The sequence below is a fragment of the Chloroflexus sp. genome (genome assembly GCF_034431535.1).
Classification (GTDB): Bacteria; Chloroflexota; Chloroflexia; order Chloroflexales; family Chloroflexaceae; genus Chloroflexus.
In genome coordinates this window covers 24,285-47,827 of sequence record NZ_DAOUDC010000038.1, presented here as the reverse complement: position 1 = coordinate 47,827, position 23,543 = coordinate 24,285, and the positions used below count along the sequence as shown (strand labels likewise).

The 23,543-nt window shown below is 59.7% G+C and carries 17 protein-coding genes; 10 read left to right on the top strand and 7 right to left on the bottom strand.

Annotated elements, in window-relative coordinates:
• Positions 1-230 precede the first annotated feature (230 nt).
• The 4 genes from U9R61_RS09765 to U9R61_RS09750 all read right to left on the bottom strand — a co-directional run bounded on the left by U9R61_RS09765 (position 231) and on the right by U9R61_RS09750 (position 3,943).
• Positions 231-899 (bottom strand): phospholipase, encoded by a 669-nt coding sequence (locus tag U9R61_RS09765; protein WP_322488622.1) that lies wholly within the window; start codon positions 897-899, stop codon positions 231-233.
• A complete protein-coding gene (locus U9R61_RS09760) occupies positions 896-1,510 on the bottom strand; it encodes a LysM peptidoglycan-binding domain-containing protein (RefSeq protein ID WP_322488621.1) in 615 nt (204 codons plus the stop codon). The genes U9R61_RS09765 and U9R61_RS09760 overlap by 4 nt, the downstream gene beginning before the upstream one ends.
• 267 nt (positions 1,511-1,777) lie before the next feature.
• Entirely contained in the window at positions 1,778-3,166 is a 1,389-nt protein-coding gene (locus tag U9R61_RS09755; protein WP_322488620.1) for an LCP family protein, read from the bottom strand.
• Positions 3,167-3,181: 15 nt separating this feature from the next.
• A complete protein-coding gene (locus U9R61_RS09750; RefSeq protein ID WP_322488619.1) occupies positions 3,182-3,943 on the bottom strand; it encodes a PP2C family protein-serine/threonine phosphatase in 762 nt (253 codons plus the stop codon).
• A 104-nt stretch (positions 3,944-4,047) separates the two neighbouring features.
• Between U9R61_RS09750 and U9R61_RS09745 the strand changes: the two genes are divergently transcribed.
• Positions 4,048-5,544 carry an aldehyde dehydrogenase family protein gene (locus U9R61_RS09745; protein WP_322488618.1) on the top strand — a complete coding sequence of 499 codons (1,497 nt, stop codon included), beginning with the start codon at positions 4,048-4,050 and terminating at the stop codon, positions 5,542-5,544.
• 114 nt (positions 5,545-5,658) lie between these two features.
• Here U9R61_RS09745 and U9R61_RS09740 read toward each other — a convergent pair whose 3' ends face one another.
• Positions 5,659-5,841: a nucleotidyltransferase family protein gene (locus U9R61_RS09740; protein ID WP_322488617.1), complete on the bottom strand. Its 183-nt coding sequence runs from the start codon at positions 5,839-5,841 to the stop codon at positions 5,659-5,661.
• Between the two features lie 761 nt (positions 5,842-6,602).
• Between U9R61_RS09740 and U9R61_RS09735 the strand changes: the two genes are divergently transcribed.
• From U9R61_RS09735 to U9R61_RS09705, 7 genes are all read left to right on the top strand, one after another.
• Positions 6,603-7,604 (top strand): spermidine/putrescine ABC transporter substrate-binding protein, encoded by a 1,002-nt coding sequence (locus U9R61_RS09735; protein WP_322488616.1) that lies wholly within the window; start codon positions 6,603-6,605, stop codon positions 7,602-7,604.
• Between the two features lie 3 nt (positions 7,605-7,607).
• Positions 7,608-8,621, top strand: a complete 1,014-nt coding sequence (locus U9R61_RS09730) for a spermidine/putrescine ABC transporter substrate-binding protein (RefSeq protein WP_322488615.1) — start codon at positions 7,608-7,610, stop codon at positions 8,619-8,621.
• A gap of 148 nt (positions 8,622-8,769) precedes the next feature.
• Positions 8,770-11,391 carry a response regulator gene (locus U9R61_RS09725; protein WP_322488614.1) on the top strand — a complete coding sequence of 874 codons (2,622 nt, stop codon included), beginning with the start codon at positions 8,770-8,772 and terminating at the stop codon, positions 11,389-11,391.
• 90 nt (positions 11,392-11,481) lie between these two features.
• Complete coding sequence (locus U9R61_RS09720) at positions 11,482-11,853, top strand: response regulator (protein WP_322488623.1); 372 nt, start codon at positions 11,482-11,484, stop codon at positions 11,851-11,853.
• A 15-nt stretch (positions 11,854-11,868) separates the two neighbouring features.
• Positions 11,869-14,082 (top strand): EAL domain-containing protein, encoded by a 2,214-nt coding sequence (locus U9R61_RS09715; RefSeq protein ID WP_322488613.1) that lies wholly within the window; start codon positions 11,869-11,871, stop codon positions 14,080-14,082.
• Positions 14,083-14,503: 421 nt separating this feature from the next.
• Positions 14,504-16,846 carry a transglycosylase SLT domain-containing protein gene (locus U9R61_RS09710; RefSeq protein WP_322488612.1) on the top strand — a complete coding sequence of 781 codons (2,343 nt, stop codon included), beginning with the start codon at positions 14,504-14,506 and terminating at the stop codon, positions 16,844-16,846.
• A 256-nt stretch (positions 16,847-17,102) separates the two neighbouring features.
• On the top strand, positions 17,103-18,566 hold the full coding sequence (locus U9R61_RS09705) for an STAS domain-containing protein (RefSeq protein WP_322488611.1): 1,464 nt from the start codon (positions 17,103-17,105) through the stop codon (positions 18,564-18,566).
• 452 nt (positions 18,567-19,018) lie between these two features.
• On the opposite strand, the gene U9R61_RS09700 is transcribed toward U9R61_RS09705, so the two are convergent.
• Both U9R61_RS09700 and U9R61_RS09695 read right to left on the bottom strand, forming a co-directional pair.
• Entirely contained in the window at positions 19,019-20,629 is a 1,611-nt protein-coding gene (locus tag U9R61_RS09700; RefSeq protein ID WP_322488610.1) for an ABC transporter ATP-binding protein, read from the bottom strand.
• Between the two features lie 340 nt (positions 20,630-20,969).
• A complete protein-coding gene (locus U9R61_RS09695; RefSeq protein ID WP_322488609.1) occupies positions 20,970-22,166 on the bottom strand; it encodes an aminotransferase class V-fold PLP-dependent enzyme in 1,197 nt (398 codons plus the stop codon).
• A gap of 179 nt (positions 22,167-22,345) precedes the next feature.
• Here U9R61_RS09695 and pth point away from each other — a divergent pair, with 179 nt between their 5' ends.
• Positions 22,346-22,912: an aminoacyl-tRNA hydrolase gene (gene pth / locus U9R61_RS09690; RefSeq protein WP_322488608.1), complete on the top strand. Its 567-nt coding sequence runs from the start codon at positions 22,346-22,348 to the stop codon at positions 22,910-22,912.
• Between the two features lie 70 nt (positions 22,913-22,982).
• Positions 22,983-23,519, top strand: coding sequence for a peptide-methionine (S)-S-oxide reductase MsrA (gene msrA, locus U9R61_RS09685; protein ID WP_322488607.1), 537 nt, complete (start codon positions 22,983-22,985; stop codon positions 23,517-23,519).
• Positions 23,520-23,543 lie beyond the last annotated feature (24 nt).

The window sequence follows — 23,543 nt, the reverse complement described above, 5'->3', positions numbered from 1 at the left end:
CGCGCTGCGCGGGGCCGCCCGACCGAAGCAATCTCCCGCTTCAGCGAAGTGTATGCCTGAGCGGGTGTCTCCGGTGCTCGCGGGGGATTGCGTCGCCGCGCTGCGCGCGGCTCGCAATGACAGTAGGAGCGCGGAAGGTATGCCTGACGGTCATCGTCCGTGCTCGCGGGGGATTGCGTCGCCGCCTGCGGCGGCACACCATAACAACCAGCGAGCGAAGCGTATGCCTGTTACCCATCACCGTGCGGCGGCAGGCCGTCGAGCTGCTCGGCCAGCCAGCGCTGCATCAGGTTCAACCCGTTCGGGTGGAGGCTGTGCCCGACCGGATCTTCGTGGTAGCGGTGGCGCGGTGCGTGTTGAGCCAACAGATCACGGGTGGCGCGGGCCTGTTGGACCGGGATAACATCATCGTAGCTTCCGTGCAGTTGCAAGATCGGCAATCGGGCCAACCCCGCCGCTGGCGGATCAGTTGCCAAGGCTGGATCGAGATACCCGTTGGCTGCGATCACGCCGGCTAGCTTTTCGGGGATGCGCCATGCCAACGCCAGACTGAGGATCGCGCCTTGGCTAAAGCCAAACAGATAGATGCACCGTGGATCGGTGCCGATCCGGCCCGGCAGTTCGCTGACAAACGTGATCAGCAATTCAACCGCTCGCGCCCGCCCCACCGGATCGGGAATCAGCCGGCCCGGAGCGCCGCTCAGTTCGTACCACGCAAACCCGCCCCACGGCAAGGCAATGGGAGCGCGCGCGCTGACAATGTGCATCCGGTCGTCGATCAGATCGGCCAGCTCAAACAGATCGCGTTCATGGCTGCCAAACCCGTGTAACATCAGCAACAAGGGCGCCGGCTCGGCCTCGACCAGCGGGCGCCGTTCAACGGTGCGAATCGTGGTCATGGAATCACCAATTCTTGCCCGACGCGCAGGTTATCGCCTTGCGCCGGGGTCAGATTATTCGCCTGCAAGATCGCTTCAATTGTAACCCCAAACCGTTCGGCAATTGTGCGGAGCGTGTCGCCAGCTTGCACCGTATAGCGGCGCGGCCCAGCGGCAGTTGGTTCCGGCGTTGGGGTCGGTTCCGGGGTTGGCTCCAGTGTTGGCGTTGGCTCCGGCGTCGGTTCCAGCGTCGGTGTCGGCTCCGGCGTTGCCGTTGGTTCCGGTGTCGCCGTCATAGTTGGGGTCAGCGTTGGCCGCGGGGGCAAGGTTGGCAACAACGGCGGCGGGGTGACGGTCGGCAAGTCAGGTGCTACGCCGGTGTCAACCGCCTCAGCGACCGGCGGCGACCACGCCGGCAGCAAGGTCAGATCGCCGATCTGCAACGGCGGCAACGCCGAACGGGCAATGGTCAGCAGCGCCACCGCCGCAATGAGCAACAGCAAGCCCGCTCCTGCCGCCACCCCGGCGTTGCCGATGCGGTTTTGCAGCAGCCGCAGGATGATAGCGCCGATGGGTGGTAAAACGAAAGCCAGCGCCAATAACAACCACAGCATTGTTTCCGATACCACCATTCTGTATATCCCCGTAGAGCCGCACGGCTGTGCGGCTCCCAATAATCAATTGCCCTGAATAGCATGCCCTATCCCGGCACCATATCGCGGAATATCAGTGCGCCCCAACCGCGCAGCCAGATCGCACCCCAGCGGTTGGGGTTGCGGGGCGGACAGCACGTTTGATAGGGTACAACCGTTGATCGCTGTGCAATGCCTCAAAGTCCGGCTCTACACTCCCCTCTCCCGTGCCAGCGAGAGAGGGGCTAGGGGTGAGGGTGAAACCCATCACGGCGCCAAGGCCCACGCCGGATTGTAATCGCGCCCCAACAGCAAGACAATATCGGCCCCCAGCGGTTGGGGCGGTGCATCAGCCGGCGGGGTGGCAAAGACCTGCGTCGCCGGTAACCCCAAATGAGCGGCCAACCGGGCGAGTACTGCCGGTTTGCCGGCATAATCGATAATAATCGTCGTCTCACGGCGTTCGGCGTTGGCGGGCGGCAAGGTGCGGAAGCCAGCATTGTCCAGCGCCCGGCTGACCCGTGCAGCCAACCCGTTCACCGGCGTCCCGTTCAGCACCTGCACCGTCGCTGGTTCGCGATCGAGTCGCGGCCCGGCCCGCACCCGCTCGACCAACGCCGCCAAGTCGCGCCGGTTCCAGTAGATGTCTGAGCCGATTTCGGCCACCACTGCCACCTCACGCGGGTTGATGCTGAAGGTCGCAATCCGATCAGGATCGAGCGATTGGGCCAGCGCAATCAACTCGCGCAACGCAGCTGGATCGTCAATCGGTAACGTCGTCTTGATGCTGCGCCGGGCTTCGGCCAGCAAAGCTGAGACAGCACTGGCCTGATCAAGCAGGCCGCGCGAGCGCACCGTCGCTAGGGCCGCGCGCACAATTGCCTGCTGTCGGCGAGCGCGGTCAAAGTCGCTCGAACCATGGCGCGAGCGGGCGTAGCGCAACGCGGTTGCACCGTCGAGCACTTGCAAGCCGGCGGGAATGAAGATACGCTCGTATCCGTAATCAGCGGTCGGGAAACTGCTATCGAGCAAGGGGTAGGGCACCTCGATGATCACGCCGCCGATCGCATCGATCAGCCGCTCGAAGCCGGCAAAATCGATCTGGGCGACATAATCGACCGGCAGATTGAGTAGGGTGGCCACCGTCTCGGCGGCAAGCGCCGCCCCTGCCGCCGCCGGGTCAACCCCGCGCCCATACAGATCGGCAGCATGGCGATAGCCATAACTATATGCTGCATTGATCTTCTGCTCGCCGAGACCGCGGATCACGGCCACCGTATCGCGCGGGATCGAGAGCAGGCTGACCCAGCGTTCATTCGGATTGATATAAACCAAGATCAGGGTGTCGCTGCGCACCCCTTCAGCGCCATCGTCACGCTGATCAACGCCGAGCAGCAAGACGGTGAATGGCTGGCGAAAGACGGTATTTGCCGGCGCTGACCCGCCGGTCACCGGACGCGGATCGCTCAGGCGCATACTGGCGGCGAAGGTGTTCCACAGCCATCCCACGCCCCACACCGTCACCAGTACAGCCAGCGCCAAGCCGCCAAACGTCAAAAAGCGCCGCCAGCGCCGCTGCCGTTGGGCGCGCAGCGCGGCCACCCGTTCGCGCGCGCTCACCCGTGGCTGTCGCCGCTCATTATCCTGCCAATCCATTGCCGCCGCACCCTATTATTCTTCAATCTCAGGCTCATCGGGCGGTTCATAATGGCCGGTGGCGATGATCGGCGCACTTACCATCAGCCGCCGCAAGCCCGGCGCATCGCTGCGCGGCAAGATCGCCAGCACCACGATGCTCATATCATCGCTCGGTTGGCCATCGTCAAGCTCGATCGCCTGTTGCATCACACTATCAACCAGCGTCTGCGGATCGCGCCCCTCGCGCGCCGGCCAGGCCGCAAGGTAATTCGGCAGCCCCAAATCTTCGCCGTTCCGCTCACCTGCCCGCAACAGGCCATCGGTAAACAAGACGACATACGTATAGGCCGCTACCGGCAATTCGCTGATCTGAGGCCGGATGAGCGGTTGCAAACCGATCGGTGCCGAGGGCGCGTTAAAGCTGCGCAAGCCCTGTGGCGTAACGGCGAAAAACGGCGCTGGATTATTGCGCGTCACCAAGATTTTGTGCGCGGCAAAATCAACTGAGAGGATATTGAGCGTCGCCGCCGCCTGCCCCATCCGATAGGTATACAGGTAATCGTGGACAGCGCGCGCAACGGCTCCATCCCGAGCGCCATCTTTGAGCAGCGCAATTGCGCGGGTGGCCACCAGGTGCGACAGCGTTTTGGCGCTGCGCCCGCTGCCCTGCCCATCGGCGAGCACAAACGAAAACCCGCCCCCCGGACGCTCGATCATCTCTAGGGTGTCACCGCTCTCGACTTCGCCGGCGCGGGGAACTTTCGCAATCGCGACCCGCATCTCTAACTCTGCCATTGCCCGTTTCCCCTCTTGTTCGCCCAATATCCGTTACAGCATACCACAAGTTGCCCCGTGCTATAATCAGAGCGTTACCAGTTCTTGAGACAAGGAGGACGAAGATGTCCGCACCGCGGATGTTTCACAATCTTATCGGCGGCGAGTTTGTGCCTGCCCAGAGCGGCAAGACCTTCGAGCGCCGTAATCCTGCCGATACCCGTGATGTGGTGGGGGTGTTCGCCGATAGCGATGAGCGTGATGTTCACGCGGCGGTTGAAGCCGCCAAGGCGGCGTTTGCCACGTGGAGCAAAGTGCCCGCGCCCAAGCGGGGCGAGATTCTGCTCCGCGCCGCCGAGCTGCTGCAAGCGCGCAAAGAGCAGTACAGCCGTGACCTGACCCGCGAGATGGGCAAGCCGTTGTTCGAGGCCGGCGGCGATATTGTCGAAGCGATCGGTATGGCCCAGTACGCCGGCAGCGAGGGCCGCCGCATGCACGGTGTCACCACTCCATCCGAACTGCCCAACAAGTTTCAGATGAGCATTCGCCAGCCGATTGGCGTGGTAGGTTTGATCACGCCGTGGAACTTCCCTATGGCGATCGCGTCATGGAAGATGCTCCCAGCCATTGTTTGCGGCAACACGATCGTAATCAAGCCGGGGGAAGACGCTTCGGTCAGCACCTACAATTTAGTGCAGTGCCTGATGGAAGCCGGCCTGCCTCCCGGTGTGGTCAACATTGTCACCGGCTATGGCCCCAAAGCCGGCCAACCGCTGGTCGAACATCCTGACGTGCCGGTGATTTCGTTTACCGGCAGCACCGAGACGGGCCGGTTGGTGTACGAGCTCGGCGCGCGCCGGATCAAGCGGGTCAGCCTTGAGATGGGTGGCAAGAACCCGCTGATCGTTATGCCCGACGCCGATCTCGACTTGGCGCTCGATGGGGTGTTGTGGGCCGCGTTTGGCACCACCGGCCAGCGCTGCACCGCCACCAGCCGCCTGATCGTCCACCGGGCCGTGGCTAAAGAGCTGGTGGATCGGATCGTCGCGCGCGCCCAGTCGTTGCGGATCGGCAACGGCCTCGATCCGGCTACCGAGATGGGGCCGCTGGTGAATGAGAAGCAGATGCAACGTGTGCTCAACTACATCGAAATCGGCAGGCAAGAGGGGGCAACGCTGCTGTGCGGCGGCTACCGCCTCACCGGCGGCGATTACGACTACGGCCACTTCATTGCGCCGACCGTCTTTACCAACGTTACGCCGCAGATGCGCATCGCCCGCGAAGAGATCTTCGGGCCGGTGCTGAGCGTGCTCGAAGTGGATAGCCTCGATGAAGCGGTGGCGGTGGCTAACGATGTGGCCTACGGCCTCAGCTCAGCGATCTACACCCGCGACATCAACGCCGCCTTCCGCGCTATGCAGGCGCTGCAAGCCGGCATTGTCTACATTAACGCGCCCACCATCGGCGCCGAGATTCACCTGCCTTTCGGCGGCGTCAAAGCCACCGGCAACGGTCACCGCGAAGCCGGCCCGACCATGCTCGATGTCTTCTCAGAGTGGAAGAGCGTGTATATCGATTACAGCGGCGCGTTGCAGCGGGCGCAGATCGATAATGCGGATTAGATTGCGGAAGGGATAACCACATGGCGAGACGCTTGCATAGGCGTCTCGCCATGTAATTTAGTGAGAGATAGCATAACCTGATACAGGCACTTATCTCTTTGTCAAAGTGATCCACTAGAAATCAATAACGCTCCGTTCAATCTCTTCCGCCACCCATGGCAGCCAGATCCCGCGCACGCCGGTCGGCGTCAGCAAATCGACCCGCCGGCCTAAGAGGCGCTCTAGGTGTTCAGCCAATTCCACAAATCGAAATCCTAGCGGACGTTCAAACTCCACAATGATGTCAACATCGCTCATTTCGTCTGACTGATCACGAGCATAAGAGCCGAATAGTCCTATCTTTCTTAACTCTATACTGGGCGGCTAGATGGGGATAATGCTGCCGCAGCAATGTAATCATTTCTTCGCGGTTTGACATGGGCTTTTCCTTCCGATATGGAATAGCGGCAAACAATGATCGCCGCCTGTGCCACGCAACTGGGCGAGCGCCAAACACTGCTCCGAACAAGGAATCCTTAGCCAGCGAGTTTGTCTACAGCTTTGATCGCCACTTGTCAAATGACTGCGCAAAGATGGATAGCAGCTTCATATACAGCAATTAGAACAGTTGTAGTATCTTGGCCGCACTCCTGCCAGAACACAACCAGTACACCGATGTGACCACCGGATGGTCTGAGCGTTTCAATGACACTACCGCGAAGCCGGCCCGACTATGCTCGATGTCTTCTCAGAGTGGAAGAGCGTGTCTATCGATGACAGCGGCGCGTTCAGCGGGCGCAGATCGATAATGTAGATGAATAGTTGTTTTGTCCAATAATATACTATAATATACTAAATGGTGGCGTAGGCAACCCCACCAGTATTTATCTCTAACCCAACCCCGGCCTGATGAATAAATTGTCATCGCAGTCAACATTTATTAGTTGCGAGTGGAAATGGATTGGTAATATCAAAATGGTATACTTTCCGTATCAGGATATAGTTCTTAAAATAGGGTTAAAATGCGGATTTAAACCATTGCAACCATATTTTTACTGCTTCTCTCAGCGTGTTCTTTGATGCCCGCATTAACACCCACGCCGGAACCACGCAAGCTCACCATTACCGGTTGGGCTGGTTATATGCCACAAACGTTGCTTGACGCTTTCAGCGCCGAAACCGGGATTACAGTGGAATATATTGGTTATGATACCACCGAAGCCGCAATTGCAGCGCTTGCGCAGGGCACCGTGTATGATTTGATGGTAGTCAGCTACCAATTTATTCCTGATCTGGTCAGCAACGGCGCGATCGTCCCCATTAACTACGCCGACATTCCCAACGCGCGCAACCTGAGCGCCAATTTTCGCGATTTGGCGTTCGATCCGGGTAATCGCTATTCAGTGGTCTACCAGTGGGGTTCCACCGGTCTGCTCATTCGCACCGATCTGCTTGAACGCCCAATCATGCGCTGGTCTGATTTGTGGGATCCAGCCCTTGACGGCAAGATTTTGCTCTGGCCGATCCCGCGCGATGCGGTGAGTGTGCTCTTGAAATCGCTGGGGTTTTCCATCAATACTACCAACCCCGCCCATTTGGCCACCGCGCTCGAACGGGCGCCGGATTTCGCCCGCCGGGTGGGTTGGGTTGAAGAGGGAGTCGCCTCGGCAGCGCAATATCTTGTATCCGGCGAGTATGCGGTGGCGTTAGGGTGGGCGTATGACGCGCTCGATGCGCAGCGCCAAAGCGACCGGATCGCCTACATTACTCCCGGTGAAGGCACGATTCTCTGGGTTGACAGTTTTGTGATTCCAGCCGTTAGCACGCAGCAGGCGCTCGCCGAACAGTTTATTGATTTCTTTTTGCGACCGGATATCAGCGCTCTGGTGACGAATGAATTAGCGATGGCAACCGCAAATGAAGCATCGTGGCCTCTCGTCAAGCCAGAGTTTCGCAATAACGAGATCATTTTCCCTTCGCTCGCCACCTTGCAACGAGCTGAATTGGAAATGCCCCTTGATCCGGCAACGCAAGCAAGGTACGATGAAATTTGGAATGTATTTCGCGTTGCTCAACCATAATCTATGCGTCACTCCTTGCACCTCATCCTGCTCTTCATCCTCGCTGCATGCAATCCGGAACCAGCGGTCACGCCGACTCCGGCTATGCCGGCGCCAGACAAGCTGGTCATCGCCGGTTGGGCAGGCTATATGCCGCAAGCCCTGCTCGACGCCTTTAGCGCCGAGACCGGGATTGCGGTGGAATATGTCGTCTATGAGAGCCAGTTCGATGTTATCGACCAATTGCGCGCCGGCACTGGCGACTACGATGTCGTGGTGATGGGGAATACCTTGATGCCAACGTTGGTCGCGGATGGATTGCTGGCGCCGATTGATTACAGCCAGATCCCAAATTTTCGTTATGTCAGCGCCAATTTCCGCGATCTGAGCTACGATCCGGGCAGCCGTTATTCGGTCGTTTACCAATGGGGCGTAGGCGGGTTGGTCGTACGGCCCGATCTGCTTGATCGCCCGATTACGCGCTGGGCCGATCTGTGGGATCCGGCTTTGGCCGGCAAAATCGCGATGTGGCTCGAAGAAGACCAGCTCTTTATGATTGCGCTGAAGGCCATGGGCCAGTCTTTCACGGTCAGCGATCCAGCCGTGTTCGATCAGGCTGCCGAACGCTTGAGCAAATTATTGCCAAACGTGGTGGCGCTGGATCTAACTCTGCCCAACGCCGCTGATCTGGTGGCTAACGGTACCTATCCCGTGTTGTACGGCTGGTCGTATGATGCGCTGGCGGGCCAAGCGCTCAATCCGGCGGTAACGTTCGTTCTTCCTGAAGAGGGGGCAATGCTGTGGATTGATACGCTCGTTGTGCCTGAGCGGAACGAGCGTAAAGCGGCTGCCTTCCAATTCATCAATTTTGTTTTGCGGCCTGAAATGTGCGCGCTGATTACGAATGAGATCTACGTGGCGACGGCGAACGATCAAGCAATGCCGTTGATCGATCCGGCTTTGCAACATCACCCATGGATTTTTTCCGATTGGGGAAGACATGTTGAAAGCGGAATATATGCTGGAACCGCCGGCTGATCTGGCTGCGTACCGGCATCAATTGTGGGAGCAATTACTGGCAGCGAGGGTGAGGTGATGCGTGCGACATTGGTGGATTTGACTGCGTTTTCTTAAGCACCGTCTCAATACCAGCTTGCAGGCCAAGCTGACGCTCTTTCTGATCCTGATGCTGTCCTTAATCTTGTTGGTCGCAGCGTATGGCGTCTTCCTGTTCATCGAGGCGATCGAACAAGAGGGCTGGGCTGGTCGTCAGCGCGAGGCGGCTCAGAATGCGGTGCGCACGATCGATAACTTTTTGCTACGCATCGAAGATACCTTGACGCTGGTTGGTGCGTTATCGGTCGAGCAAGTCGAACGCTCGCCTGATCTGTTACCAGAGATTTTGAACCGGGTGCCGGCATGGATCGAGATCGTGCGGGTTGATCGCAATGGCCGGGTGGTGGCGGAAGTGTCGCGCGACCGTTCCTTGCTGGGTGATTTAGTGACCATCCCGCTCGCCAATTGGTTTCAGCAGGCGCGGGCCGGCCAACGCTACCTTGGCCCCCTCTTTATCACTGCTGATAGCGATCCGTACATCATTATGGCCATCTCGGCCAACGATGGCGGGGTGGTGGCCGGCCGTTTGCGCATGAACTTGCTGTGGGAAACGGTCGCGACAATCCGGTTTGGCCGCACCGGCAGCGCCTACATCGTGAACGATCAGGGTGCGATCATCGCTCACACCAATCCGCAGATCGTGTTGAACTTTACCACCATTGGCAACCGGCCAGAGTTTCGTACATTCCCGCCTGATGGCACGCAACGACTATACACGAATCTGTTCGGCGAAGAAGTTCTCGGTGTTGCCCTGAATGTCCCCGGTGCCCCTTGGCGTCTAATCACGGAAGTACCGGAAACCGAAGCCACTGAGCTGTCAACTCGGGCCGGCATTACCTTCATGGGCAGTTTGATCATCTTCGGCATCCTGCTCTTGTTGGTGACAAACTATCTGCTCAACCGGTTCGTCTTCCGGGTGCTCGGCGAGCTGCGCCAAGGCGCTGAACGGATCGGCGGCGGCGATTTGACCCACCCGTTGCCGGTGCGCTCAGAGCGGGAAGTGGCGGAGGTGGGGCGCGCTTTTAATGCCATGATGCACCAACTGCGCATGCGCAACGCTGAGATCGCCAAACAGACTGAGAGTTTGAAAGCCGAGATTCAAGAGCGCCGCCGGGTTGAACAAGAGTTGATCAAAGCCCGTGATGCCGCCGAAGCCGCCTCACGCGCCAAGAGCACGTTCCTCGCTACCATGAGCCACGAGCTGCGCACGCCGTTGACGGCGATCATTGGCTATAGCCAACTGATGGAACAACTCGTGAACAAGGGGATCTACGAGAGCGTGATTCACGACGTGGGACGCATCCGGGCCGCCGGTGTGCATCTGTTATCCCTCATTAACGATATTCTCGACATCTCGAAGATTGAGGCTGGCCGGATGACGATCAGCGCCGAGTATGCGGATGTGGCCGATCTGGTGCTCACCGCGGTGAATGCGGTGCTGCCTCAGATGGATAAAAACCGCAACCGCTTCCAAGTCCATTGCCCGCCTAATATCGGGTTGCTCAATAGCGATGCGACCAAAGTGCGGCAAGCGTTGATTAATCTGCTTAGCAATGCGGCCAAGTTTACTGAAGATGGCGAAGTGAAGTTGACCGTCACTCGCCACGAGCAAGATGGCAAGATGTGGTTCCGCTTCGAGGTTGCTGATACCGGCATCGGTATTCCCGCCGATAAACTCGATAAGCTGTTTAAAGCCTTCTCGCAAGTTGATGACTCGCCAACCCGCAAGTACGGCGGCACCGGCTTGGGCTTGGCGCTCAGCCAGCGTCTGTGCGAGCTAATTGGTGGGCGGATTACGGTGCAGAGCACCGTTGGCAAAGGTTCGGTCTTCACCATAGAGATACCGACTGAGCTGGGTGCTGTGTTGCCCGCGCCAACCCTGCGCTTAGCCGATCTGCCTTCAGCAGCGGAGGCAAGTGAGCCGCCGCCGGTGGCGGCTGATATTGCCGCGCCGGTCAGCAATGCGATCGTGCTAGTAATTGATGATGATCCGACGGTTGGCGATCTGATCCGGCGGATAGCGTCGGGCAATGAGGTCTATGTGGTGACAGCCGAGACCGGCGCGGAAGGGTTGCGCTTGGCAACCGATCTACTGCCCGATCTGATCGTGCTCGATCTGAAACTGCCTGACTTGAATGGGATCGAAGTATTAGCCCGGCTGCGCGAAATGCCTGAAGTGGCTGCTATCCCGGTCGTGGTCTTGACGATTGACGATCAGGCGCGCCGCGGTTTGGCGTTGGAAGTGGCTGAATATCTGGTTAAGCCGATTGAGCCAGAGAAATTGCTCACGGAGGTCAAACGTTACTGCCAGCGCCAAGATGAAGGGACACCATCACCCATTCTGATCGTCGAGGATGATCAGGCGCTGGCCGAACTCGTGGCGCGCACGCTGCACGCGGCTGGCTGGCCGGTTGAGGTGGCGTTTGATGGTGAAACCGGTCTGACGGCTGCGCTGACCCGTCCACCGGGCTTGATCCTGCTCGATTATATGTTGCCGAAAATGGATGGCCTACAACTGCTTGAGCATCTGCGAGCCGATCCCGTAGGGCAGAGTATCCCGGTGATTTTCATGACGGCCCGCGATCTGACCGCCAACGATCGCGAACGGCTAGCCCAAACTGTGAATGCGATCCAGCGCAAGGCAGAATTGGATCTAGAACAGATCGTCGTCCGCATCCGGCAGATGATGTAACGCAATCCGGCATCGTCTGCCGCCAATCCTACATCAAACTAAACGGATTGTATGGCTAAGGAGTATGTTATGGGGTGGGGCGCTACGGCTATGGCTAAGATTCTGATCGTAGAAGACGACGCTAACAATCGCGATCTCATTGCGCGTATTGTAGAATTAATGGGACATGAACCGATACTGGCGGTAGATGGTGCGCAAGGAGTGGCGCTGGCCCGCAGCTCCAAACCGGATTTGATCATTATGGATATGGGTTTGCCGGTGCTCAATGGCTGGCAGGCGACCCATCGCATCAAGTCTCAACCGGGAACGAGCCACATTCCGGTGTTGGCCCTAACGGCCTATGCTTTGCATGAAGATCGGCTGCGCTCGTTGGCTGCCGGCTGCGATGACTTCGAGACCAAACCGATCGATTTTGACCGTTTCCGGGAAAAGGTGCATGCCCTCCTGAGCCGCACTTCTTAGATCGATGAGCAGGTTATGAACCACATCCAACGTCCCCTGCCGGGTGTTGCCGAGACGCAACCCGGCAGGATACTGATCGTTGATGATCAGGAAGTGCTACGCTTTTTGCTGCGGCGCGAGCTTACCGCCCTTGGTTATGCCGTGGATGAGGCGCCAGATGGGCCAACGGCGTTGCAGATGCTGCGGCAGCATGCCTTTGATATAGTCTTGCTCGATATTATGATGCCCGGTACGGATGGGATACAGGTGTTGAACCATATTAAAAGCGACCCTGATCTCTACGATCTGCCGGTCATTGTCGTCTCGGCTGATATCGATATTGATCATATCGTCACCTGTATCCGTAATGGGGCTGATGATTATGTCTTCAAACCATACAACTTGGTGCTGCTGAATGCGCGGATCAATGCCAGTCTGGAACGCAAGCGGTTGCGCGACCGCGAGCGGCGCTACCGGCTCGAACTTGAGCGGATGGTCGCCGAACGCACTGCCGATCTCGAACGTTCCCAAGAAGCGTTGCGCCTCAGCGAAGAGCGGTATGCGCTGGCGGCGCGCGGCGCTAACGATGGTTTGTGGGATTGGAACGTTGTCGCTGGTACCATCTATTTCTCGCCGCGTTGGAAAGAGATGCTTGGCTATGCCGAAGATGAGATTGGTGATACGCCGAGCGAGTGGTTCGACCGCATTCACCCAGACGATCGCGAGTTGTTCGAGGTGCGGCTGATGGCCCACTTCCGCCGGCTGTTGTCGCACTTTCAGCACGAATACCGAATCTTTCATCGTGATGGTTCATACCGCTGGATGCTCTGCCGCGGCCTCGCAGTTTGGGATCAACACGGCCAAGTTATGCGGATTGCCGGTTCACAGACTGACATTACCGATCGCAAAAAAGCTGAGCAGCAACTTCAGCACGATGCGCTGCACGATAGCTTGACCGGTCTGCCCAACCGCGTGCTCTTCACTGACCGGCTCGAACGCGCGATCGTGCGTCTGCGCCGTGAGCCGCAGCGCCATTTTGCGGTGCTCTTCCTCGATCTCGACCGGTTTAAAGTCATTAACGACAGCCTTGGCCATGCAGTTGGCGATCAGTTGCTGGTTGCGGTGGCAGTGCGGCTGCAAGAATCGGTGCGTCCGAACGATACGGTGGCCCGCCTTGGCGGTGATGAGTTTACTATTCTGCTCGAGCCGATCGATCACGAACAACAAGCCGAGCAGGTGGCCGAACGCATCCAGCACGCCTTGTCAGTGCCGCTCTACTTGCAAGGCCACAAGATCGTTATTTCGTCAAGCATCGGGATTGCCTACAGCAGCAGCGGTTATGCCCAACCCGCCGATCTCATCCGCGATGCCGACACCGCGATGTACCACGCCAAGTTACGCGGCAAAGCATGCTACGTGCGCTTTGATCCTTCGATGCATACCGAAGCGCTGGCGAAATTGCAACTCGAACAAGACTTGCGGCTCGCGCTCGAACACAACGAATTCTGCCTCTTTTACCAACCGATCGTGCTGTTGCGCACCGGCGCGATTGTCGGGTTTGAGGCGCTTATTCGCTGGCAACACCCGCAACGCGGCTTGCTGGTTCCCAGTGAGTTTTTGCCGCTGGCCGAAGAAACCGGCCTCATTGTACCGATGACATGGTGGGTGCTGGAAGAATCGTGTCGGCAGATGCAACGCTGGCACGAACAGAATCCCACCGAATCGCGTTTATCGATTAGCGTGAATTTGAGCGGACGGATCTTTTCCCAGCCTGATCTCATCGAGCGGCTACAGCGCATTCTCGAACAAACCGGTTTGCCGCCGCAGTATTTGAAACTGGAAATCACCGAGCATACTTTTATTGAGTTTGGCAGTTTAACTAATTTGCTCGAAGGTATTCGCAATTTAGGGGTTGAATTGTGTATTGATGATTTCGGCACCGGTTATTCTTCATTAAGTTATCTTCACACCTTCCCGGTGAATGTGCTCAAGATTGATCGCTCGTTTATCAACCGGCTCGACTCGAAATCGAGCCAAGGCGACATTGTGCAGACGATCATTCAATTGGCGCAAAATCTTAATATGGAAGTAGTGGCTGAGGGGATCGAAACCCCGGAACAGTTCGAGCAATTGAAACAATTAGCGTGCAGCCACGGGCAAGGATGGCTATTTGCCCCAGCCTTGAGCGAAGCGGAAGCGCAGGCGTTGATCGAGACGATGAAGGGTGAGGGTGGTGCGCAGCCGGTTTGACGCGATAGATAGGGAACCCGGCCCTGAAGGGCCGGGCTGCCATTACGAAGCCCGCTGCACGGGCTGATGGCCCTCACCCCCCGGCCCCCACTCCCACCGACAGGTGGGAGAGGGGGAGCCGCTGAATGGCGGTTACGGCAGTGCGGGAGTGGAATGTAGTAGCACCCCTCTCCCGCGCCGCGGGAGAGGGGCTGGGGATGAGGGTACATCGGCGCATGACAAAGCCATCAATTACATCTACGCTGGTTCTGTCTGTCTTGAACCCGCTCGTGCGGAAGATTGGGATAGGGAGGTGGGAGATAGGGAGTATCTCCCGCCTCCCCATTTCCAACCCATTGCGCCGTTCATGGCAGCGCAACGGAAGCCGCCGCCTACCCCCACCACACCATGCTATACTGCTCTCGTGAAGAAAGGAGCATGTATGGCGCTCACGCAGTTGCCCCGGCGGCGCACCGCGTTGTGGCTGATCTGCCTCCTCTGCTGGTCGCTGGCGGGATGCTTGATGCCGGTAGCGCAACCATCACCGCCTGTCACCCCCACTTCCCTGCCGGTCACGCCAACTCCGCTGCCGATCACGGCGGCTGAACTCTGGCAGCGCGCGTTAGCTGCTCGTGGGATTGGTGATGATGATACGGCGGCGAGCCTGCTCAGCCAGTTGTTGCAACTCTTTCCCGCTGCTAACGAAGCGCCGCTTGCCCGCCTGATGCTGGCCCGCTCGTACGGTGATCGCGGCAATTGGACGTCGGCGGCGGAATTGGTGCGCCCATTATTGGACGACCCGGCGACGCCGCTCTATGCCCCGGCGCTCTTTCTCACGGCCCGCGCCCACGAGGCGGCTGGCATGCATGCCGAAGCGGTAGCTGCTTATACCCAATACGAAGCGCTCGGTACACCGCTCGCACCCTACGCGGCGCTACGAGCGGCGGCCCAATTGCGCGTGTTAGAGCGCTGGGCGGAAGCGGAGGTCAGTTATTTGCGCGCTGCGACCGGTGAGATAGCGGCGGGCCAGCGTGCTGCCGCGTACGAACAAGCGATGGCCCTCGCCGCTACACAGGGCCGTCCGGCGGATGGAGTGGACTATGCCCGCCAAATCCTCGCCTTCGCCACGCAGCCTGACTACCGGGCCCGGATCTTGGCGCGAGCGGCGGAACTGGCTGCCGAGGCGGGCGATCCGGCCACAGCCAGCGCCTTTCGCCGCGAAGCGATTGCGACCTATGCTGGGCCGAGCGCGGCGCTGGCCGCCGATGCCCTCCGCGCCGGCAACGACCCGGTGCTTGATCCGTTTGCCGCTGCCCAAGCCTACCGTGCCGTAGAACGGTGGAACGATGCGATCGCCATGCTTGATCTGGCGATCGCCGCTGGGCAGAACGAAGTCGAGGCATTGCGCCAGCGTGGGTTGGCCCGGCGCGCCTTAGGTGACTTTGCCGGCGCGCTAGCTGATTTGGCTGCGGCCCGCGATCGCAACCCCAACAGCGACACCGGGCGGCAAGCAGCGCTCGATTGGATCCAGACCTACGGCCAGAGCGGGATGGTGGCCGAGGCTGCCGTGCGCTATTGGCAATACGCACTGGAATGGCCCGACGATCCGCGCGCGCCAGTGGCGCTCGACCGGGCGGCGCAGTTGTACGACCGTTTGGGGGACGGTGCGACTGCGACCGAAGTGCGGCTCGAACTAGGGCAACGCTACCCAACCACGCTGCTCGGCGTTACCGCGTTGCACCGGGTCGCGTTGGCGCGCTTTGATAACGGCGATCTGGCCGGCGCTAGCGAACTCTGGCGTGCGCTGGCCCAAGGCGGGCAAGGGATTGGGCAGGCGCTCGGTGCGTTCTGGGCCGGCAAAGCTGCGCAACAGCTTGGTGATCCGGTGGCGGCAGATTACTTCCGGCAAGTGCCGGTGGCGGCGCCAGACAGCTACTACGCCGCGCGGGCCGTTGAAGAGTTGGGAGAGATTCCCAGCGGCCCGATCCCCATGAGCGCACTGATCGATTCCGCCGATTGGGTTGCGCTCGCTGAATGGGTGCAAAGCTGGAGCGCGAGCGAGGGTCAATCGTCACTGGCGAGCGTGGCCGAACGAGCGCGCCTCTTGCGGGAAGTGGGCTTGTACAACGAGGCCGATAGCGAATGGCTTGATGGGTTGCGGCAAGCAGGCGAGGAACCGCTGCGCTTGCTCGATCTGGCCCAGCATGCTTATCAGGCCGGAGCAACCTACCCGGCGCTGCTCGCCGCCGAACGGTTGGCGCGGATAGCGCCGCCGGCAGCGAACCCGCCCCCGCCTGCGCTGCTCCGCCTGCGGTTCCCGACGCCGTACCCTGAACTTGTGCAGCGGGAAGCAGCCACATTTGGCGTCGATCCGCTCTTATTCTACGCACTCATCCGCCAAGAGAGCCTCTTCAACCCGGCGGCGACCTCGTGGGTTGGCGCGCGCGGCTTAGCCCAAATTATGCCCGACACCGGGCGCGGCATTGCTCAAAACCTCGGCGTCAACGACTTTCAGCTCGACCAGCTCTACCGGCCCTACCTCAGCATTCGCTTCGGCGCGTTCTACCTCGGCCGCCGAATCCGAGACATGAACGGCAGCCTGCACGGGGCATTGGCCGCCTACAACGGCGGCCTCGGCAACGCGCAACGCTGGGCCGGCGGCAATGTGGTCGCCGATCCTGACCGCTTTGTCGAAACGATCGATTTTAGCGAAACGCGCAACTATGTGTGGGCAGTGTATGCGTTTTATGGGGTGTATCGCGGGATGTACGATTCCACCCGATAACCGGTATCAATCCAAAGGTCAGCAAGCTTTTGACGTAAGGATTGCGCAACAGTAGCCGAGCCATCAGAACAGGTTGGAGGAGGGCGTCAATCACGGGTTTTTTGACAAGACGTTTGGTACCAGTCATAATTGTCATTACACACAACAACACTCCTCGTATGAGCCCTTGTTGCTGCGCAGCAACATCATTCAACGATCACGTCACCTTCAGCCGGCAAGACGACTCCGATGCAATGCACTGCAAGGGGATGCGCGCATGGAACTGCTCTTCAGCTTGTTCACTATCATTATCCTCACTGCCAGTATTGTGTATGTCTTGCTGCAAGATTGGCAAGCAACCGCGAATCGGCTGTTTACACTGTTTACATCTGGTTCACTGGTGCTGAGTATTGCCGGCGCCGTACGATATACTAGCCGCAATTCCACCGAGATCCGGCTGCTCTCCGGGCTGCTCATCTCGTTGTTGGCAGCTATTTTTGGCTTGTTTGTTTGGCTCATCATGATCGTTTTTATGCCCCATCGCTACCGCCAACCAGTGGTGCGTTGGGCCGCCATTGCGCCATACGTCGTGATGGCGGTCTTTCTCGCGATCGATTGGTATGGCAGCTTCGGTCTGGTCGGCGGCGATGTTTTTCGGGAAGAGATTGGTCGCTTGAGTTTTGTGCGCGGGCCGTTGTTCTGGTCTGCGCTGATACTGTACATCATCGGTTGCGTGATTGTCCCGATTGTTATGTTGGTGACGATTGCCGTGCAGCATCCCAAAATGCGCAGCCTTGCACTTTGGTTAACGGCGGGAGCGGCATTGACCTTAGTGACAGGTTTCGTCTTTCGCGAATTAGGCATGGTAACACTGACCTACGTCAGTCTCTTACCGCTTCATGTGGTATTTGGTTGGGTCGTTATTCGCTACGGCGTCTTTCGTCCCTCGCAAATTGCGTTGCAAGCCGCGGTCGAGAACCTGCCCGACGGTGTGCTGATCCTCGACGCCAACCGTCATGTGCGCTTTGCTAATCGCGCGGCGCAGCGGATCATGCCCGCTTGCGCAGGAGATGGACAGGCGTTCGAGCACGTGCTGGCCGAGAGTGGCTTTCACGAGCAAACGATGGCTGAGGATCAAGAGCGGGGCCGGCGCCGGTTTGCGCGCGCGGCCGATGGCAAGATCATACTGGCTTCGGAAGTTGCGATCAGCGATGAACAGGGTACCTCAAGCGTGGTGCTGCTGCGTGACGTTACCCGCTCGGAGCGGCAGCAAGCCGAGTTGCTCACGTCACGAGCGGCGCTGGCCGAACGCACCGCTGAACTTGAGCGGTCGCTGGCCGAGTTGCAGCAGCGCGATGCGTTGTTGCGCCGGCTGACCTTGCCGATCATCCCGTTAAGTGAAACCGTGTTGCTCGTGCCGCTGATCGGAGCGTTTGATCCTGACCGTTGCCAGACGTTCATTGACCTGACTCTGCCGAAAATTGCCGAACGCAATGTGCGCACGGTACTGGTTGATCTCACTGGTCTGACCGTTTTTGATCAAGACCTTGCCCGCGCCTTGCGCCAACTGAGCGACGGGGCGCGCTTGATGGGGGCGCAGGTGGCGCTGTGCGGCATCCGGCCCGATATGGCCGCGGTGATGATCCACACCGGATCGACGTGGAATGGGATGCGCTCGTTTGCTACTCTGCAAGCCGGGGTGAAGGCGCTGTTGGCGAATACGGCGATGGTGGGTGCGTAGCGGCGCAGAGGGGTGGAACGCCAAGCCGCAGAGAACGCAGAGGGGTGGAACGCCAAGCCGCAGAGTGAGGCGCCGGTTGTCTCTCCCACGATAGCGAAACAAACCGGCTCAGCTATGCAGGGACCCCGACCCTGAAGGGCTGGGCTTGGGGTAGGAAGCCCGCTGCGTGGGTAGAATAGCCAAGAAAAGACACAAAAGGCACAAGAAACCATACGATTTTTTGCATCGTGTGTGTGTCTTTGGGGCTATTCTTCTCGGCGCCCTCACCCCCGGCCCCCCTCTCCCACCTGACGGCGGGAGAGGGGGTACGTTTTTTACCACCGAGACGCGGAGGATGATCGCCATACCAACCATCCTTGCGTCCTTTGCGTTTGACTGCTCTGCGTCTTTGCTTGCTTTGCGTCTTTTGTGGCTCTTGGTGGCTATTCCTCTCCCTGCACCCACAGCGGTGTCTATTTGCGCTCTTCCCCGCGCAAGCCAGCCAAGGCCTGCGCGACGGTCAGCCAGCCGCGACCGGGGAAGAGTTTGGCAACCTGTGATGAGAAGATCAGGCTGTTGCCGAGCAATTCGGTCGCCGGGCCTTCGACCACTACCTCACCTTCGCCGAGCAACACCACCCGATCAGCACACGCGGCGGCTAGCTCGACATCGTGGGTTGCCATCACCACCGTGCGGCCTTCGTCGCACAAGCGGCGCAACATGGTGATCAAGCCGGCTTTGGCGTGATAATCAAGGCCGCGGGTCGGTTCATCGAGCAAGATGAGCAGCGGATCGCCGGCCAAACCGGCGGCCAACGCCGCTCGCTGCGCTTCGCCGCCACTGAGATCACGCGGATAGCGCTCGGCCAGATGGTTGATGCCAAAGCGCGTCAAGGCATCAGCGATAGCGGTGGGCGATGGCCGCAACCCGCGCCCGCGCAAGCTAAACACCACCTCTTCGCGCAGGGTGTCGTGAAAGAGCATACTGCGCGGGTCTTGCGGCACATACGCCACCCGGCGGGCTAACTCTTCTACCGGAATGGGGGCAATATCGCGACCTTCCACTTCGATCTTCCCTTCAACGGGCCGCACCAATCCGATCAGCGTCTTGAGCAATGTGCTCTTACCGCTGCCATTGCGGCCCATCAAGGCAATTAACGCGCCGCGCGGCAGATCGAGGTTCACCCGGTAGAGCGCCTCGTGCTGGCCGTATTGCACCGTGACGTTGCGCAAGCGGGCTAACGGCGGATTGTCCGGCGATATGGGGACAGATGGTGATGAAGCGGGTAGATCGACCGGCACAAAGCGCCGGCCCTCTTTGATCGTCAGCGGCAGGGGTTCCCAACCTAACGCTGCACCCAATTGTTGCAGCGGCGGGCGCAGCTCGATGCGCGCCAGCACCTCGCGCGGCGTACCCACTTCAACCCTGCCACCCGGCGCGAGGTAGAGGATGCGGTCAGCGTATTGTACCACCCGTTCGAGCCGGTGCTCGCACAGCACGATAGTAATGCCGAGGTCGGCATTGAGTTTTTGCAGCGCGGTCAAGACCTCTTCTGCACCGTGCGGATCGAGCTGGCTGGTTGGTTCATCGAGCACCAGCGCACGTGGTTGGGCGGCGAGTGCGGCGGCAATCGCCACCCGTTGCTGCTCGCCGCCGCTCAGGGTGGCGACGTGGCGATGGCGCAGATGGGCAATTGCCAACTGGTCAAGCACCTCTTCCACCCGCCGGCGCATCACCGCTGGCGGCACCCCCAGATTCTCCATCGCGAAGACGATCTCGTCTTCGACCCGCTCGACGACAAACTGGCTTTCAGGGTCTTGCACCACAAAACCGACCAGATCGGCCAGATCGCGCGGCTGGCAGGCTAGTGTATCGCGCCCCCACACCCGCACCCGTCCGCCGAGCCGCCCGCCGTAAAAGTGGGGAACGAGACCATTGAACAGGCGCAAAAGGGTGCTCTTGCCGGCGCCGCTCGGCCCGCAGACGAGCAAAAATTCGCCATCGGCGATCTGCACGCTCAGATCACGCAAGATCGGCGCGCTGGCGCCGGGGTAGGTGTAGGTGACACGGTCGAGTTCGATCATAGGTTTGCATGTTACTGCATTGCACACAAGGTATGCGAAAGGGTGCGGTTGGTTAGACAATCCTCGGCGGTACTAGCCCACCTTACCCTCTTCCGGCGGGGGAGGGAGCAAGTCCTTCTCCTCCCGCAGCGGGCTGCTGGTCCTCACCCTCAGCCCCTCTCCCACCTGACAGCGGGAGATAGGAGCGTAGTACCGAGCGTTGAGGTATTGCACAGCGATCAACGGTTGAGATCGATCACACGTTCTGTCCGCCCCTCAACCCCGCTGGGGGAGGGAGCAGGCTCTTCCCCTCCCCCAGCCGGTTGAGGGGCGAGGGGTGGGGTCAACTTCCCCCAAACATTCACAACACCGCCCGTAACCCCGCCACCAGCCGCTCAATATCTGCCGGGGCATTATACGCCTGCACCGAAACCCGGATCAACGGGCGGCCTTCCCAGTTGAAACACGGCACTTCGACCCGCCACTCGCGCCACAGGCGGGCCTGCACCTGCGCCGGATCGCACGGTGGCAAGGGCAGCGCGCGCATTTGCACCCACCAACCTTCGTTGTCGGGAGTCAGCGGCGGCAAGCCGCTCAGCGCCAGTATCTGCTGGGAAGCGGCTTGCAACAGCTCGTGGCACGCCTGCTGCACTGCCGGCCAGTGATGTTGGCGCTGAAAATCGATCGCTACCGGCACAGCGAGAAACGCCGATGGATCATCGGTGCCCATCCACTCGTAGTAGGCTTGGAGCGGGCAGCCTTCCGGGTAAGCCAGAAAACTGCCTTGCAGCGGATCGGGCGGTTGCCAGCCCCAACTCACCACCAGCGGCTCAAGGCTGGCTTGGTGTTCGGGACGGACGTAGAGAAAGCCGGCCCCTTTCGGCGCGCACAACCATTTGTGGCAATTGCCGCCGTAAAAATCGGCCCCTAGCTCGGCGAGATTAAGATCGATCTGGCCGGGAGCATGTGCGCCATCGATCACGCTGAGGATCCCGGCGGCGCGCGCCCGCCGGCAGATGTCGGCCACCGGCATGATGATTGCGGTCGGCGACGTGATATGGCTCAGCAATATCACGCGGGTGCGCGGCGTCACACCCCGCCAGATCTGTTCGACAATCTCATCAGGCGTCGCCACCGGCAGCTCAACCGGCTGGTTGACATACGTTGCGCCGCGTTGCAAACACACATAGCGCCACGTGCGTTCAATCGCGCCGTACTCGTGGGTGATGCCCAACACCTCATCACCCGGTTGCAACGCGATCGAGCGGGCAACGATATTGAGCGCGTAGGTCACATTCGGCACAAAGACCAGATCCTCTGCCGGCGCGTCGATGAACGCCGCCAACTGGGCGCGCGCTTGGCGCAGCAAATCGGGCAACCGGCGACCGAGAAACTCGACCGGTTGAGATTCGAGGGTGCGTTGCCATTGTTGGAAGGTGTCGAACACCGGACGCGGGCAAGCGCCAAAACTGCCGTGGTTGAGAAAGGTCATATCGCGTCGGAGCAGAAACTGCTCGGCGAGAGTGGGCAACGGCAGCGAGAGGGTCGGAGCGGCCATAACACATCCTTATCGAATCAAAGCAATTGCAGCCATGTTCGCCGGAAACGGCATTTCGTCAAGCGGGTTGACGGGCAGCGTAACCGCTTCTACCATGGCGCGATGGCGAAAACCTGTAGGGGCACAGCGTGCTGTGCCCGGTTGGATGGGGCACTGTGCCCGTACAAGAGGGATGAGCGATGTGGTTAATTGTTGGGTTGGGCAATCCAGGTGAGCGGTATGCGCGCACCCGGCATAATATCGGCTTTCGCAGCGTCGAAACGCTGGCCGAACGCTATGGGCTAACATTTCGTAATCAGCGCGCCAACAGCGAGATTGCCGAGGTCAACATTCGCGGGCAGCGGGTGGCGCTGGTCAAACCGCAGACCTATATGAACCTGAGCGGGCAAGCGGTGTCGGCGTTGCGCAATTGGTACAAAATCGACCCGGCGCGCGAATTGCTGGTGATCTACGACGATCTCGATCTGCCGTTCGCCAAACTGCGGCTGCGCGAGCGGGGCAGCGCCGGCACCCATAACGGTATGCGCTCGATCGTCGGCCAATTGGGTACGACCGAATTCCCCCGGCTGCGGGTGGGCATTGGCCAGCCGCCGGGCAAGATGAACGTCGCCGATTATGTGTTGAGCCGGTTTACGCCGGAAGAAGAGGCGGCGCTGCCTGATTTGCTGGCGCGCATCGCTGATGCGGTTGAAGTGGTGTTGGGCGAGGGCTTGATCGTGGCGATGAACCGGTACAATCCGTTGTAATCCTCCCACCAACCGCCAACCTGCGGTAGACTACAGAGAGAGTAGCACATTTCATGAGAAGGAGACTGGTATGACTCTCGAAACGGCCACCCTGGCCGGCGGTTGCTTCTGGTGCCTCGAAGCGGTCTACGATCAGGTGATCGGCGTGCAAGATGTGGTCTCAGGCTACACTGGCGGCCACGTCCCCAACCCGACCTACCGGCAGGTGTGCGATGGCAATACCGGCCACGCCGAAGCGGTGCAAATTCGCTTTGACCCCAGCCAAATCAGCTATCGCGAACTGCTCGAAATCTTCTTCAGCATTCACGACCCGACCACGCTCAACCGGCAGGGGGCTGATGTCGGCACACAGTACCGCTCGGCGATCTTCTACCATTCGGACGAGCAGCGGCAGATTGCCGAGCAATTAGTGCGTGAATGGAGCGAGCAGCGAGTATTTCGCGATCCGATCGTGACCGAGATCGTGCCGGCCACTACCTTCTACCCTGCCGAGGACTATCATCAAGAGTACTTTGCTCGCAACCCCTATCAGCCCTACTGCCAATTTGTGGTTGCGCCCAAAGTGGCCAAGTTCCACAAGCTGTTCGCCACGAAAGTGGCGCGCTAACGATAAACGCAAAGGCGCAATGAG